At 72.2% G+C, this 13,191-nt stretch carries 15 protein-coding genes and 3 tRNA genes; 15 read left to right on the forward strand and 3 right to left on the reverse strand.

Going from position 1 to position 13,191, the window contains the following annotated elements; translation table 11 throughout:
- Positions 1 to 36: 36 nt before the first annotated feature.
- Entirely contained in the window at positions 37 to 1,131 is a 1,095-nt protein-coding gene (gene nemA / locus ACXJKB_RS04220) for an N-ethylmaleimide reductase (RefSeq protein WP_457185721.1), read from the reverse strand.
- Between the two features lie 133 nt (positions 1,132 to 1,264).
- Between nemA and ACXJKB_RS04225 the strand changes: the two genes are divergently transcribed.
- The 4 genes from ACXJKB_RS04225 to ACXJKB_RS04240 all read left to right on the forward strand — a co-directional run bounded on the left by ACXJKB_RS04225 (position 1,265) and on the right by ACXJKB_RS04240 (position 5,386).
- On the forward strand, positions 1,265 to 2,209 hold the full coding sequence (locus ACXJKB_RS04225; RefSeq protein WP_457185723.1) for a pirin family protein: 945 nt from the start codon (positions 1,265 to 1,267) through the stop codon (positions 2,207 to 2,209).
- A gap of 87 nt (positions 2,210 to 2,296) precedes the next feature.
- Complete coding sequence (locus ACXJKB_RS04230) at positions 2,297 to 4,000, forward strand: MFS transporter (protein WP_457185725.1); 1,704 nt, start codon at positions 2,297 to 2,299, stop codon at positions 3,998 to 4,000.
- Positions 4,001 to 4,007: 7 nt separating this feature from the next.
- Complete coding sequence (locus tag ACXJKB_RS04235; protein ID WP_457185727.1) at positions 4,008 to 4,727, forward strand: DUF2652 domain-containing protein; 720 nt, start codon at positions 4,008 to 4,010, stop codon at positions 4,725 to 4,727.
- Positions 4,728 to 4,768: 41 nt separating this feature from the next.
- On the forward strand, positions 4,769 to 5,386 hold the full coding sequence (locus ACXJKB_RS04240; RefSeq protein ID WP_457185729.1) for a DNA-3-methyladenine glycosylase I: 618 nt from the start codon (positions 4,769 to 4,771) through the stop codon (positions 5,384 to 5,386).
- 12 nt (positions 5,387 to 5,398) lie between these two features.
- On the opposite strand, the gene ACXJKB_RS04245 is transcribed toward ACXJKB_RS04240, so the two are convergent.
- Entirely contained in the window at positions 5,399 to 6,130 is a 732-nt protein-coding gene (locus ACXJKB_RS04245) for a class I SAM-dependent DNA methyltransferase (RefSeq protein WP_457185731.1), read from the reverse strand.
- Between the two features lie 87 nt (positions 6,131 to 6,217).
- Between ACXJKB_RS04245 and ACXJKB_RS04250 the strand changes: the two genes are divergently transcribed.
- The 7 genes from ACXJKB_RS04250 to ACXJKB_RS04280 all read left to right on the forward strand — a co-directional run bounded on the left by ACXJKB_RS04250 (position 6,218) and on the right by ACXJKB_RS04280 (position 10,138).
- A complete protein-coding gene (locus ACXJKB_RS04250; protein ID WP_457185733.1) occupies positions 6,218 to 7,624 on the forward strand; it encodes an amidase in 1,407 nt (468 codons plus the stop codon).
- An 82-nt stretch (positions 7,625 to 7,706) separates the two neighbouring features.
- Positions 7,707 to 7,779: transfer RNA gene (locus ACXJKB_RS04255), tRNA-Thr, on the forward strand.
- Between the two features lie 36 nt (positions 7,780 to 7,815).
- Positions 7,816 to 7,892, forward strand: a tRNA-Met gene (locus tag ACXJKB_RS04260).
- 48 nt (positions 7,893 to 7,940) lie between these two features.
- A complete protein-coding gene (rpmG, locus tag ACXJKB_RS04265; protein ID WP_056907127.1) occupies positions 7,941 to 8,111 on the forward strand; it encodes a 50S ribosomal protein L33 in 171 nt (56 codons plus the stop codon).
- Between the two features lie 167 nt (positions 8,112 to 8,278).
- On the forward strand, positions 8,279 to 8,686 hold the full coding sequence (locus ACXJKB_RS04270; protein WP_457185735.1) for an FAS1-like dehydratase domain-containing protein: 408 nt from the start codon (positions 8,279 to 8,281) through the stop codon (positions 8,684 to 8,686).
- On the forward strand, positions 8,683 to 9,087 hold the full coding sequence (locus tag ACXJKB_RS04275; protein ID WP_457185737.1) for a MaoC/PaaZ C-terminal domain-containing protein: 405 nt from the start codon (positions 8,683 to 8,685) through the stop codon (positions 9,085 to 9,087). Before ACXJKB_RS04270 ends, ACXJKB_RS04275 begins: the two co-directional genes overlap by 4 nt.
- Positions 9,080 to 10,138, forward strand: coding sequence for a UDP-N-acetylmuramate dehydrogenase (locus tag ACXJKB_RS04280; RefSeq protein WP_457185739.1), 1,059 nt, complete (start codon positions 9,080 to 9,082; stop codon positions 10,136 to 10,138). The genes ACXJKB_RS04275 and ACXJKB_RS04280 overlap by 8 nt, the downstream gene beginning before the upstream one ends.
- Before the next feature lie 10 nt (positions 10,139 to 10,148).
- Here the strand turns inward: ACXJKB_RS04280 and ACXJKB_RS04285 are convergent, their stop codons facing one another.
- Positions 10,149 to 11,198: an adenosine deaminase gene (locus ACXJKB_RS04285; RefSeq protein WP_457185741.1), complete on the reverse strand. Its 1,050-nt coding sequence runs from the start codon at positions 11,196 to 11,198 to the stop codon at positions 10,149 to 10,151.
- A 149-nt stretch (positions 11,199 to 11,347) separates the two neighbouring features.
- On the opposite strand from ACXJKB_RS04285, the gene ACXJKB_RS04290 reads away from it, so the two are divergent.
- The 4 genes from ACXJKB_RS04290 (at position 11,348) to rplK (ending at position 13,175) form a co-directional block, all read left to right on the forward strand.
- Positions 11,348 to 11,420: transfer RNA gene (locus ACXJKB_RS04290), tRNA-Trp, on the forward strand.
- Between the two features lie 39 nt (positions 11,421 to 11,459).
- Complete coding sequence (gene secE / locus ACXJKB_RS04295; RefSeq protein ID WP_191194464.1) at positions 11,460 to 11,717, forward strand: preprotein translocase subunit SecE; 258 nt, start codon at positions 11,460 to 11,462, stop codon at positions 11,715 to 11,717.
- 50 nt (positions 11,718 to 11,767) lie between these two features.
- Positions 11,768 to 12,643 carry a transcription termination/antitermination protein NusG gene (nusG, locus tag ACXJKB_RS04300; protein ID WP_457185744.1) on the forward strand — a complete coding sequence of 292 codons (876 nt, stop codon included), beginning with the start codon at positions 11,768 to 11,770 and terminating at the stop codon, positions 12,641 to 12,643.
- Positions 12,644 to 12,746: 103 nt separating this feature from the next.
- A complete protein-coding gene (gene rplK / locus ACXJKB_RS04305; RefSeq protein ID WP_056907132.1) occupies positions 12,747 to 13,175 on the forward strand; it encodes a 50S ribosomal protein L11 in 429 nt (142 codons plus the stop codon).
- Positions 13,176 to 13,191: the final 16 nt, after the last annotated feature.

Genomic DNA, 13,191 nt, shown 5'->3' on the forward strand with positions numbered 1-13,191 from the left:
CGGAGCCGCGCGGGCACGAACCGTTATCGACCGGGCTCAGGCCGCTCCGTAGGCCGGGTAGTCGGTGTAGCCCTCGGCGTCGCCGCCGTAGAACGTCTCGGGCCGCGGCGGGTTGAGGGGCAGGCCCTCGGCGAGGCGGCGCGGCAGGTCGGGGTTGGCGATGAAGGACCGGCCGAAGGCGGCGGCATCGATGAACCCCGCGCCGAGCAGACGCTCCGCCTTCGCGAGGTCGTAGCTGCCGGCCCCGACGATGGGGCCTGGGTGGGCCGCGCGCAGGGCGCGGCGGTAGTCGTCGTCGAGCTCCGGGCCGCCGGCCCAGTCCGGCTCGGAGAGGTGCAGGAAGGCGAGGTCGCGGCGGCCGAGCTCGCCGGCGACGTACAGCCCGGCCTCGGCGCCCTCCGGGTCCTCGGTCCCGTTGAACGAGCCGATCGGGGAGATCCGCATGGCGACGCGGTCGGCGGACCAGGCGTCGACGACGGCGTCGGTGACCTCGAGCATCAGGCGGGCGCGGTTGGTCAGCGAGCCGCCGTACTCGTCGGTGCGCAGGTTGCTGTCGGCGGCCAGGAACTGGTGCAGCAGGTAGCCGTGGGCACCGTGGATCTCGACGAGGTCGAAGCCGGCCTCGCGGGCGTTGACGGTCGCGCGCCGGTAGTCCTCGAGCACCCGCGGGACCTCCTCGAGGCCCAGCGGCCGCGGGACCGGGCAGCTGACCCGGGTCGGGCGACCGTCCTCGCCCCGCACCGTGGTGCGGTTGCGGTAGGGCCCGTCGCTCGCCGACACGGGCAGCTCGCCGCCGTGGAAGGACTCGTGCGAGACCCGGCCGACGTGCCACAGCTGGGCGGCGATGAGCCCGCCGGCCTCGTGCACGGCATCGGTGACCCGGCGCCAGCCCGCGACCTGCTCCTCGCTGTGGATGCCGGGGGTGTCCATGTAGCCCTTGCCCTCCGGGCTGATCTGCGTGCCCTCGGAGATCAGCAGGCCGGCGCCCGCGCGCTGCACGTAGTACTCGCGCATGAGGTCGTTGGGAACGTCGCCCGGCGGCGTGGCGCGCATCCGCGTGAGGGGAGCCATCAGCACGCGGTTGTCGGCACGGACCGCGCCGAGGGACAGGGGCTCGAAGAGGGAGGGCACGACAGCCGCCAACGGGCCCGGTCGGTCGGCTATTCCGAGCCCCGCCCGACGGTGACCCGGGTCACGCCCGGCGTACCACCGGACAGCCACGACCACCTGCGCGCGTTCACCCTTGCGGGTACCGTGGCGGTCGATGACCGACGTCGAGGTGCTTGCTCCGCGTGACGTCCCACTGGGAGGTCCGCGGGCCATGCGCGTACGACGCACGCTCCCGCAGCGCCACCGCTCGCTGATCGGGGCCTGGTGCTTCGTCGACCACTACGGTCCCGACGAGGTCGACCGGACGGGCGGGATGGTGCTCCCGGCCCACCCGCACACGGGGTTGCAGACCGCCAGCTGGCTCTTCGGCGGCGAGCTCGAGCACCGTGACTCCGTCGGCAGCCTGGCCACCGTGCGTCCCGGCGAGCTGAACCTGATGACCGCCGGTCGTGGGATCAGCCACACCGAGGTCTCCACGCCCGACACCACCACGCTCCACGGTGCCCAGCTCTGGATCGCGCTCCCCGACCACAGCCGCCACGTCGAGCCCCGCTTCGAGCACTTCGTGCCCGAGCCGGTCCGCGGACCGGGGTGGGAGGCCCGGGTCTTCATCGGGTCGCTGCTCGGCGCCACCTCGCCGGTCCACGTGCACACGCCGCTCCTCGGTGCCGAGATCATGCTGGCCCCGGGCAAGAGCCTCGAGGTGGACATCGACCCGTCGTTCGAGCACGGGGTGCTCCTCGACGTCGGCTCGATCGACGTCGACGGCCAGGAGCTCGCGCCCAGCGACCTCGCCCACGTCCCGCACGGCAGGTCGACCATCGCCGTGACGGCCCAGGAGGAGGCCCGGCTCCTGCTCCTCGGTGGCCCGCCCTTCGGTGAGCCGATCGTGATGTGGTGGAACTTCATCGGCCGCAGCCACGACGAGATCGCCGCCTACCGCCAGGAGTGGCAGGACCAGATCATGGTGGGCGAGCACGGCGACGTCGTCGCCGACGGACGTGAGGTCGCCGAGGGCCGGTTCGGCACGGTCGACCTCGGCATGCAGCCCATCCCGGCGCCGGTGCTGCCCAACGTGCGGCTCAAGGAACGGCACTGATCCTGCGGTGAACCTTCGGTCGTTCTTGACCGGAGTGCCGTCCGTTGCCCCTCCCGCCGGTCCTCCGGGCGGCCCTAGAGTCACCAGATGGGGGAGACGGTCCGGGCGCACCGCCTGTCCGACGCGGCCTCTGCCTTCACCAGCAACGCGCGCAACCCCAACCTCCGACGCGCCCAGCTGAGCTTCCTGGGCGCCTGGACCGCCGAGTGGGCGTTCACCGTGGCGCTCGGCATCGTGGCCTACCGCGACGGTGGTGCGGCCGCCGTGGGTCTGGTCGGGCTGCTCCGCATGCTGCCGTCGGCGATCTGCGCGCCGCTGCTCTCGCCGTTCGCCGACCGGGGCCGCCGCGAGAAGGTACTGGTGGTGGTGTCCACGGCCCGCGGGGTGGCCACCGGCGCCGCCGCCGTCGTCGCGGCCCTGGGCGGCGCCCCCGCCCTGATCTACGCGCTGGCGGTCCTCTCGACGATCGCCGCGACCCTGTTCCGCCCGGCACACTCCGCGCTGCTGCCGTCGCTGTGCCACACCGGTCACGAGCTCGCCAGCGCCAACGTGGTGCGCGGCATGCTCGACTCCGCCGCCACCCTCGTCGGACCCCTGCTGGCCGCCGTGATCCTGGAGGTCGCGGACGTCGACGTGGTCTTCGGGGTCGCGGCCGCCGCGTCGCTGTGGTCGGCGGCGCTGCTCCTGCGCCTGGACTACGACGCCCCACCCCGACCCCCCGCGACCGGTCGGCGGCTCGGGCGCGAGGTGGTCGAGGGCGTGGTCGCGGTGGTCCGCAACCGCGACGTCGCGCTGGTCCTGGGCCTGGCCGCCGCCCAGTCGTTCACGCGCGGGGCGCTGACGGTGTTCTCCGTCGTGGTGTCGATCGAGCTGCTCGGCCGCGGCGAGCCGGGCGCCGGCACGTTGATGACCGCCGTGGGGGTCGGCGCCGTGGTGGGCTCGCTCGCCGCGTCGCTGCTCGTCGGCACGCGTCGGCTCGGGGCGTGGTTCGCCCTCGGGGTCACCCTCTGGGGGCTCCCGCTCGTGCTCGTCGGCCTCGTCCCCCGTGACCTGGCGGCCCTGTTCTTCCTCGCCCTGATCGGCGGGGGCAACGCGCTCATCGACGTCGCGGGCTTCACGCTGCTCGGCCGGATGGCGCCCGACGCGGTGCTCGCCCGCGTGTTCGGCGTCCTGGAGAGCCTGGTCGCCGTCTCCATCGGGGTCGGCGCGCTGGCGACGTCGTTCGCCGTGGACGCCTGGGGCGTGCGGACCGCCCTGGTGGCGGTCGGCATGGTCTGCCCCGCTCTGGCGGCCGCGTCGTGGTGGCGGCTGCGCGCGCTCGACCGCACCGTCGGCGTCCACGACGAGGACGTCCGGCTGCTGCAGCACGTCCCGATGCTCCGCACGCTGCCGCTCCCGTCGGTCGAGCAGCTCGTCCGCGGCCTCGAGCTCCGAGAGGTGGCTGCGGGTGCTCCGGTCTTCGAGCAGGGCGACGTCGGCGACCGCTACTACGTCGTGGAGTCCGGGCAGGTCGACGTCGTGGGCGACGGCCGGCTGCTGGCCACCCTGGGCGCCGGCGAAGGGTTCGGCGAGATCGCCCTGCTGCGGCACAGCGCCCGGACGGCGTCCGTCGCCGCGCGCACCGACGTACGACTGCGGAGCCTCGACGCCGACTGCTTCCTCACCGTCGTCCTCGGCTACACCCCCAGCGCCCGCGAGGCGGCCCTCGGCATGGGCCGGCTGCTCGAGCGCTACGACCCCGACCAGCCCGACCAGCCCGACCAGCCCGACCAGACGACCAGCAGGAAGTGAGAGAGCGATGACCTCAGCGCAGGGACTCCTGCTGATCGCCGACATCGGCGGCTACACCACCTACATGAGCACGCACCGGATGAGCCTGGCGCACGCCGAGGTCAACACCGGGCGGCTCCTCGGCGTGATCGTCGACGCCGTCCCCGGGCTCGAGCTGGTCGAGATCGAGGGCGACGCGGCGTTCCTCTACCGCGAGGTCGGACCGGCCGACCCCGGCGAGCTCGTCGAGGAGGTCACGCGGGCCGCGGCTGCCATGCACCGCGCGTTCCACATCGAGCGCGAGTACGTCGCCCGCAACCTCTGCCCGTGCGCGGGCTGCAAGGAGGCAGCCGCACTCACCCTCAAGTTCGTCGCCCACGTGGGGGAGGTCGCCACGCAGACCATCCGCGACCGGCTCAAGCTGGTCGGCATCGACGTGATCCTGCTGCACCGCCTGCTCAAGAACGACGTCCCGCTGCGCGAGTACGTCCTGATGACCGAGGACCTCTACGGCACGGGGTCCGCGGGGCTCACGCCGTCGGTCGGACGGGTCGAACCGGCGGTGGACGGCTTCGGCACGGTGACCGCGTTCTACGTCGACGTGCGCGAGCTCGACCCGGGCGCTGGCGCCCTCCCAGTGCCGACGTGGCGCGGCCGGCTGTCCCGGACGGTCTACGCAGCCGGGGCCGGGCTGCCCTACATGCTGGGACGGCGCGGACGCGGTCGTACGACGTCCGCCGTCGGCTGACACCGGACGCTGGTGTCCCCGGCGTGGGCGAGGATGCCTGCATGGAGACGCCCACCGAGACCCCCGCCGAGTCGCCCGGCGCCGGCCCCGTGGTCGGCGCCGACGGGATCGCGCGCTGCCCCTGGGGCGCGGGCGACCCCGTCAACCTCGCCTACCACGACACCGAGTGGGGGCTGCGCGTCGACGGCGAGGCGGCCCACCTCGAGCGGCTGACGCTGGAGGCCTTCCAGTCGGGCCTGTCGTGGCGCACGATCCTCGACAAGCGGGACAACTTCCGCGCCGCGTTCGCCGGGTTCGACGCCGACGCGGTGGCCGCCTTCGACGACCGCGACGTGGAGCGGCTGATGGGCGACGCCGGCATCGTCCGCAACCGCCGCAAGGTCGACGCGGCGATCACCAACGCCCGTGCCACCGTCGCGCTGCGCGAGCAGGGTGGGCTGGAGGCGTTCATCTGGTCCTTCCGGCCCGAGCCGGGGCCGGCACCGCGCACCACCGCCGACGTGCCCACCACCTCGGCCGAGTCGGTCGCGCTGTCCAAGGCGCTCAAGAAGGCGGGCTTCGCCTTCGTGGGCCCGACGACGATGCACGCCCTGATGGAGGCCGTCGGCCTGGTCGACGACCACCTCGAGGGGTGCCACAGGCGCGGGTGCGCCGGCTGACCCGGCTCGGGGTCAGGCGGGCTTGCGCCACACCGAGACGTGGCTCTCGCTGTCGTTGGTGAAGGGCGCCCCGTGCCAGTCCGCGACGCGGCGCTCCAGCTCCATCCCGGCGAGCTGGGCCATCAGGTCGCACTCGGCGGGCCAGATGTAGCGGAAGTTGCTCTCGCCGTAGGTGACGGTGCCGTCGTCGTGGCGGTGGTAGTGGTGGGACGTGCCCTGCTGCGTGGTCATGTCGTAGGTGTCGAACCCGACGTGGCGACGCCCGACGTGGAACGGCACCGCGGCCTGGCCGGGCGGGAAGCGCCGGATGCCGGGCACCCACAGCTCGACCACGAAGCGGCCACCCGGCGCGAGGTGGCGAGCAGCGTTGCGGAAGCACGCGACCTGCTCGGCCTGCGTGCGCACGTTGCCGATGCTGTTCCAGACGACGTAGACGAGGTCGAACTCGCCGTCGACGCGGGTCGTGGCCATGTCACCCACCGCGACGGGGATGTCCGCCCGCTTGCGGTGGAGCTCATCCGTCATCGGCTGCGACAGCTCGATGCCGGCGACCCGGACGCCGCGCTCGGCCAGGGGGATCGCGACCCGGCCGGTGCCGATGGCCATCTCGAGGGCGCCACCGTTGCCGGCGAGCGCGGCCAGGAAGTCGACCGCCGGGTCGAGGACCTCCGGCGCGAACATGAAGGCCGAGCCCTCGTCGTACGTCGCCGCGGTCTCGGCGTCCCAGTAGTCGCTGCTGGTCATGCCGGCCACGCTGCACCACCGGGGCGGTGTAGGCCACCGAATTCCACCACTGCCGCGCGTCCCGCTCAGTCCGTAGGCTGCCCGTCCATGACGCGCGTGCACGCCTTCTCCGCCGACGACGCCCTCACCGACCTCGACGCCACGGACCTCGTCGAGGCGCTCCGCTCCGGCCTCGTGTCGGTACCGGAGGTCGTCGAGGCCGCGATCGTCCGCACCGAGCAGGTCGACGCCGCCCTCGGCGCCGTGGCGTACGCCGCCTACGACCGCGCCCGGGAGGAGTCCCGGCACCCGCGCGGAGGCTGGTTCGCGGGCGTCCCCACGTTCGTCAAGGACAACGTCGACGTCGCAGGCATGCCGACCCAGCACGGCTCGGACGCGTTCAGCGCCCAGCCGCAGGAGGCCGACGGCGACTTCGCCCGGATGTACCTCGCCACCGGGCTCATCCCGCTCGGCAAGACGCAGCTCTCGGAGTTCGGCTTCTCCGGCGCCGCCGACCACGTGCGCCTCGGGCCGGTCCGCTCCCCGTGGAGCCCCGACCACTACGCCGGCGCGTCGTCCGCGGGCTCCGCCGCCCTCGTCGCCGCCGGTGCGGTGCCGATCGCGCACGCCAATGACGGCGGCGGCTCGATCCGGATCCCCGCCGCGGTCAACGGGCTCGTGGGCCTCAAGCCCACCCGCGGTCGCCTGGCCCAGGACCGGATGATGCGCGACATGCCGGTGCGGATCGTCTCCGACGGTGTCCTGACCCGCAGCGTCCGCGACACCGCCGCGTTCTACCGCGAGGCCGAGAAGGTCTGGCGCAACCCGCTCCTCGCGCCGGTCGGCGACGTCACCCGCCCGAGCCGGGCCCGGCTCCGCATCGCGGTCGTCACCGAGGGGATCGACCGCTCGTGCAGCCCCGAGGTGCGCGAGCTGACGCTGCGCACGGCCGCCCTGCTCGAGCGGCTCGGCCACCACGTCGAGGAGGTCGACAACCCGGTGCCGGACAGCTTCCCCGAGCACTTCGTCCGCTTCTGGTCGATGCTCGCGCTGGTCATCGCCCGCCGGGGCAAGAAGGACTTCGGCCCCACCTGGGACCCGACCAAGCTGGACAACCTGACCCTCGGCCTGGCCCGGCACGCCGCGCGCAACCTGCACAAGCAGCCGTACTCGATCGCGGTGCTCCGCGGCTCGCAGAAGCTCGCGGCGCGGCACCGGGCGTCGTACGACATCACCCTGACGCCCACCCTCGCGACCGAGACGCCACGCGTCGGCCACCTGCGCCCCGACCAGGACTACGACGAGATCATGAACCGGCTGATGGAGTGGGTCGCGTTCACGCCGCTGCAGAACGCGACCGGCGAGCCGGCCGTCTCGCTGCCCCTCGCCACCACAGCCGCCGGGCTGCCGCAGGGGATGATGCTCGCCGCCGGAGCAGGTCGCGAGGCACGCCTGCTGGGGCTGTCGTACGAGCTCGAGGAGGCCGTCGGATGGCCTCGGATCCAAGCGTCCTGATCGGCGTCCTGAACGGCCGGATCGGGGGGAGGGGCAGCCGATTTTTCAACACGGCTGGCCGTGTGTATCGTTCTCCGTCGTTGCCCCTTTAGCTCAGTCGGCAGAGCGTCTCCATGGTAAGGAGAAGGTCTACGGTTCGATTCCGTAAAGGGGCTCTGGGTCGGATCTCCTCCGGGAAGTCCGTCCTCCGCGGCGGGGTAGCTCAGGTGGTTAGAGCACACGGCTCATAATCGTGGTGTCGCGGGTTCGAGTCCCGCCCCCGCTACCACCAAATCGCAGCAGCCCCCGCACCACTCGCAAACCCAAGGATCTCCTCATGGCCAGCAAGAGCTCTGACGTTCGCCCCAAGATCACGCTCGCGTGCACGGAGTGCAAGGAGCGCAACTACATCACCAAGAAGAACCGTCGCAACGACCCGGACCGGATCGAGCTGAAGAAGTTCTGCCCGCGCGACCGCCGGCACACGATCCACCGCGAGACCCGCTGACGTCGTTCTTCGTCACACCCGACCCGTCCGAGCACTCGGACGGGTTGTCGTGTTTGTAGGCGTTGGTTTCGACGCGCGGTCGCGAGCTCGCTCGCTCGCTCGCGCGCTTGCTCAACCTCCCCACTCACGCCGCGTGCGACTGCGTCGCTCCCGGCTAGGGTCGTGACATGCCCGTCGACCCCTCGCTGGTGGGGCGCGCGTTCCCCGCACCGGCGCCCCTGTCCGTGACCCCCGAGCGGGTCAACGCCTTCGCCGCCTCCGTCGGCCACCCCGGCGCCGACGGTGGGGCGGTCCCGCCGACCTTCCCGATCGTGCTGGCCTTCGACGCGATGCAGGCCTTCCTCGATGCCGAGGCGATCGACCTGCACCGGATCGTCCACGGCGAGCAGCGCTTCGCCTACGTGCGCCCCCTGGCGGTCGGCGACGAGCTCAGCGCGACGCTGACCGTCACCGGCCTCCGCCAGATCGGCGGCGCCGACATCATCGCGACGACCAGCGAGATCACCGATGCCACCGGCGCCGTCGTCTGCACCGGCAAGGCCACCCTCGTCCACTCGTCCGGAGGTGCAGCATGAACGCCGGTGACGTCCTCGAGACGTTGACCTTCACGATCACCCGCGCCGACCTCGTCGCCTACGCCGACGCCAGCGGCGACCACAACCCGATCCACCAGGACGAGGACGTCGCGCGCAGCGTCGGCCTCCCCGGTGTGATCGCCCACGGCATGTACACCCTCGCGCTCGTCGGCCGCGCGGTCGCCGAGTGGACCGGCGGCGCCGAGGTCGTCGACCTCGGGGCGAAGTTCACCAGCCCCGTCGTCGTACCCGCCGAGGGTGGCGCCGACGTGGTCGTCGGCGGCACCGTGAAGTCGGTGGCCGACGGCGTGGTCACGCTCGCGCTCGAGGTGACGTGCGAGGGCAAGAAGGTGCTCGGCATGCCCAAGGCCGTGGTGCGCGAGGCCACCGTCCGTGCCTGACCTGCGCGACCACACCACCCTGCGCCTGGGTGGCCCCGGCCGCGAGTGGGTGCGCGCCACCACCGAGGCCGAGCTGGTCGCCGCCGTGGCCGACGCCGACGCCGCCGGCACGCCCGTGCTGCTGCTGGCGGGCGGCTCCAACCTCGTCGTCGCCGACGCCGGGTTCGACGGCCTGGTCGTGGAGGTCGCCACCACCGGCGTCGACGCCGACACCGACACCTGCGACGTCGACGCCCTCGCCCAGTGCGGGGGAGTCGTGCTCACGGTGGCGGCCGGTGAGGACTGGGACGAGCTGGTCGCGCACGCCGTCGACCAGGGGTGGGCGGGCATCGAGGCGCTCTCCGGGATCCCCGGGGCCGTCGGCTCGACCCCCATCCAGAACGTCGGCGCCTACGGGCAGGACGTCTCCCAGACCATCGCCCGCGTCCGCACCTGGGACCGCGTCGACCGCACCCAGCGCACCTTCGCCGCCGCCGACTGCGGCTTCGGCTACCGCCACAGCCGCTTCAAGGCCGAGCCCGGGCGCTACGTCGTGCTCGAGGTGACCTTCCAGCTGCGGCAGGGCGACCTGTCCGAGCCCGTGGCCTACGCCGAGCTCGCCCGCACCCTCGGTGTCAGGGTTGGTGAGCGCGCCCCGCTGCAGGCCGTGCGCGACGCGGTACTGGCGCTGCGCTCGGGCAAGGGCATGGTGCTCGACGCCGACGACCACGACACGTGGAGCGCCGGGTCGTTCTTCACCAACCCGTTCCTGACGCCGGACGAGGCCGTGGCGCTGCCCGAGGACGCCCCGCGGTGGGAGCAGGCCGACGGCAGCGTGAAGTCGAGCGCCGCGTGGCTCATCGAGCACGCCGGCTACGGCAAGGGCTACGCCAGCCCGGCCGTGGGGGAGCGGGTGCGGCTGTCCACCAAGCACACCCTCGCCCTCACCAACCGCGGCGGCGCCACCACCGACGAGCTGCTCGCCCTCGCCCGGGAGGTGCGTGACGGGGTGCACGAGCGCTTCGGCGTCACGCTCGTCAACGAGCCCGTGACGGTCGGCTGCTCCCTCTGACCTCTGCGCGTCAGGCGAGCCAGGCGGCGATGTCCCGCTGGGCCGCGGCCACGACGTCGGACGGGGCCTGGGAGGCCGTGAACGACATCTCCGCCAGCCGGGCCAGCGTCGCGTCGTCGAGGTCGTGCGCGGCGCGCATCGTGGCGTACTGGCCGGCGAGGCGGGAGCCGAAGAGCAGCGGGTCGTCGGCGCCCAGGGCGACCGTCGCGCCCGCGGCAAGGAGCTGGGGCAGCGGGACCGACGTGAGGTCGCTGTAGACGCCGAGCGAGACGTTGGAGACCGGGCACACCTCCAGCGCGACGCCGGACTCGACGAGCCGGTCGAGCAGCGCCGGGTCCTCCACGCTGCGGACGCCGTGCCCGAGCCGGTGGGCGCCGAGGCCGTCGAGGCACTGCCGGACGTGGTCGGGTCCGCGCAGCTCGCCGCCGTGCGGCACGAGCAGCAGGCCGGCCCGGTCGGCGATCCGGAAGGCGCCCTCGAAGTCCGCGGTGCGCCCGCGGCGCTCGTCGTTGGAGAGCCCGAAGCCGACGACACCCCGTCCGGCGTACTGGGCGGCCAGGCGCGCGAGCGTACGGGCGTCGAGCGGGTGGCGGGTGCGGTTGGCGGCGATCACGACCGCCATGCCGAGGCCGGTGCGCTCGGAGGCGTCGCGCACGCAGTCGAGGACCAGGTCGGTGAACTCGGTGATCCCGCCGAACCTCGCCGCGTAGCCACTCGGGTCGACCTGGATCTCCAACCACCGGCCGCCGTCCCGGACGTCGTCCTCGGCCGCCTCGAGCACGAGGCGTCGTACGTCGTCGGGCGTGCGCAGCACCGAGCGCGCCACGTCGTAGAGGCGCTGGAACCGGAACCAGCCCTTCTCGTCGGCGGCGCTGAGCTGCGGCGGCCAGTCCTCGACCAGCGAGTCGGGCAGCACGATGCCGTCGCGCTCGGCCAGCTCGAGCAGCGTGCCGTGGCGCATCGACCCGGTGAAGTGGAGGTGGAGGTGCGCCTTGGGGAGCCGCGACACCTCGCGACGCGACTCCGCACCCGCCGCCGGCCCCGCCCCCGCACCTGCCATGCCCGCATCGTAGGGGGACGCGGTGTCGCTCCCCGCGCCCGGTGGGGTGCCTCGGTTCGACTGGGACTGGGACTGCCCCGTATGCTTCCGGACTGGTGGTTTCGCCACATGCTTCGGCATGCCCCCAGTGATGGGGATGGAACCACCGGAGGGCACTAGCTCAACTGGCAGAGCATCGGTCTCCAAAACCGAAGGTTGGGGGTTCAAGTCCCTCGTGCCCTGCGAGGAACACTGCACAGCAACAACGAGAAGGTGGATGACGTGGCTGACGGCAACGCGGTTCAGGACCGGCGCGACTCGCGCGGCGACGACCGTGGGCGCACCAGCCCCGCCACGTTCCTGCGCCAGGTGGTGGCCGAGCTCCGCAAGGTGGTGTGGCCCACCCAGCAGCAGCTGATCACCTACTTCTTCGTCGTTCTGGTCTTCGTCGTCGTGGTGATGGCGCTCGTGACGGTCCTCGACCTGGCTTTCGGAAAGCTGGTCTTCGAGGTCTTCACCGGTGGCGGCAGCGTCCAGTGACGACGGGGGAGACAGTTCCCCGCCCCCCGCTACGAACTACGGAGTGAGACGTGTCTGAGAACAATGACGTGGACCAGGTCGACGACCAGGTCGAGTCCGTCGACGAGGCGACCCCGGAGGACGCCGTCGAGGACGTCGTCGAGGACACCCCCGCCGACGAGGACGTGACCGACGAGGTCACCGAGGACGTGACCGACGAGGCTGACGACGTGACCGACGAGGCTGACGACGAGTCCGCCGAGGCTGACGACGTGTCCGCCGAGGACGACGCTGACGAGGACGCCGCTGAGGCCTCCGCCGAGGAGAACGACCCGCTCGAGGCGTTCCGCCGCGAGCTGTGGGCCAAGCCCGGCGACTGGTTCGTCGTGCACACCTACTCCGGCATGGAGAAGCGGGTCAAGCACAACCTCGAGAACCGCATCATCTCCCTCAACATGGAGGACTACATCCACGAGATCGTGGTCCCCACCGAGGAGGTCGCGGAGATCAAGAACGGCCAGCGCAAGATGGTCACCCGCACCGTCCTGCCCGGCTACGTCCTGGTCCGCATGGACCTCACCGACGAGTCCTGGTCCGCCGTGCGCCACACGCCGTCGGTCACCGGCTTCGTGGGCCACAGCCACCAGCCCGTGCCGCTGAGCATGAGCGAGGTCGAGGACATGCTCGCGCCGGCCGTCGTGGCCGTCGCCGAGGCCGAGGCCGCCGCGTCGGGCGAGAAGGGTGCGTCCACCACGCCCCGCAAGCCGGTCGAGGTCGCCGACTTCGACGTCTCCGACTCGGTCATGGTCGTCGACGGCCCGTTCGCCACGCTCCACGCGACGATCACCGAGATCAACGCCGAGTCGCAGCGCGTCAAGGCGCTCGTCGAGATCTTCGGCCGCGAGACGCCGGTCGAGCTCAGCTTCAGCCAGATCCAGAAGGTCTGACGATTTCCGTCGGTCCGCTCTCCGGGCCGACAATGAACGAGCGACAACCCGTGGCAGGGGGCAGGTGCCCTCGTCATGACCACACGAGAGAAAGTAGAAGGCAATGCCTCCCAAGAAGAAGATCGCCGCACTCGTCAAGGTGCAGCTGCAGGCCGGTTCGGCCACCCCGGCCCCGCCGGTCGGTACGGCGCTCGGTCCGCACGGCGTCAACATCATGGACTTCTGCAAGGCCTACAACGCCCAGACCGAGTCCATGCGCGGCAACGTCATCCCCGTCGAGATCACCATCTACGAGGACCGCACGTTCGACTTCATCACCAAGACCCCGCCGGCCGCCGAGCTCATCAAGAAGGCTGCCGGTCTGTCCAAGGGTTCTGGCGTCCCGCACAAGGACAAGGTGGGCAAGCTGACCAAGGACCAGGTCCGCGAGATCGCGACCACCAAGCTGCCCGACCTCAACGCCAACGACATCGACGCGGCCATGAAGATCGTCGAGGGCACTGCGCGCTCGATGGGCGTCACGACCGACTGAATCCCTGTGGGAGAGC

The sequence above is a fragment of the Nocardioides sp. P5_E3 genome, from assembly GCF_054049275.1.

Bases quoted from the DNA above. Each gene is read 5' to 3' on its own strand.
- ACXJKB_RS04230 (WP_457185725.1), top strand. From the start codon at position 2,297: ATGGGGGAGACGGTCCGGGCGCACCGCCTGTCCGACGCGGCCTCTGCC.
- ACXJKB_RS04225 (WP_457185723.1), top strand. From the start codon at position 1,265: ATGACCGACGTCGAGGTGCTTGCTCCGCGTGACGTCCCACTGGGAGGT.
- rpmG (WP_056907127.1), top strand. From the start codon at position 7,941: ATGGCCAGCAAGAGCTCTGACGTTCGCCCCAAGATCACGCTCGCGTGC.
- ACXJKB_RS04250 (WP_457185733.1), top strand. From the start codon at position 6,218: ATGACGCGCGTGCACGCCTTCTCCGCCGACGACGCCCTCACCGACCTC.
- rplK (WP_056907132.1), top strand. From the start codon at position 12,747: ATGCCTCCCAAGAAGAAGATCGCCGCACTCGTCAAGGTGCAGCTGCAG.
- ACXJKB_RS04285 (WP_457185741.1), bottom strand. From the start codon at position 11,198: ATGGCAGGTGCGGGGGCGGGGCCGGCGGCGGGTGCGGAGTCGCGTCGC.
- ACXJKB_RS04245 (WP_457185731.1), bottom strand. From the start codon at position 6,130: ATGACCAGCAGCGACTACTGGGACGCCGAGACCGCGGCGACGTACGAC.
- ACXJKB_RS04275 (WP_457185737.1), top strand. From the start codon at position 8,683: ATGAACGCCGGTGACGTCCTCGAGACGTTGACCTTCACGATCACCCGC.
- ACXJKB_RS04270 (WP_457185735.1), top strand. From the start codon at position 8,279: ATGCCCGTCGACCCCTCGCTGGTGGGGCGCGCGTTCCCCGCACCGGCG.
- ACXJKB_RS04240 (WP_457185729.1), top strand. From the start codon at position 4,769: ATGGAGACGCCCACCGAGACCCCCGCCGAGTCGCCCGGCGCCGGCCCC.
- ACXJKB_RS04235 (WP_457185727.1), top strand. From the start codon at position 4,008: ATGACCTCAGCGCAGGGACTCCTGCTGATCGCCGACATCGGCGGCTAC.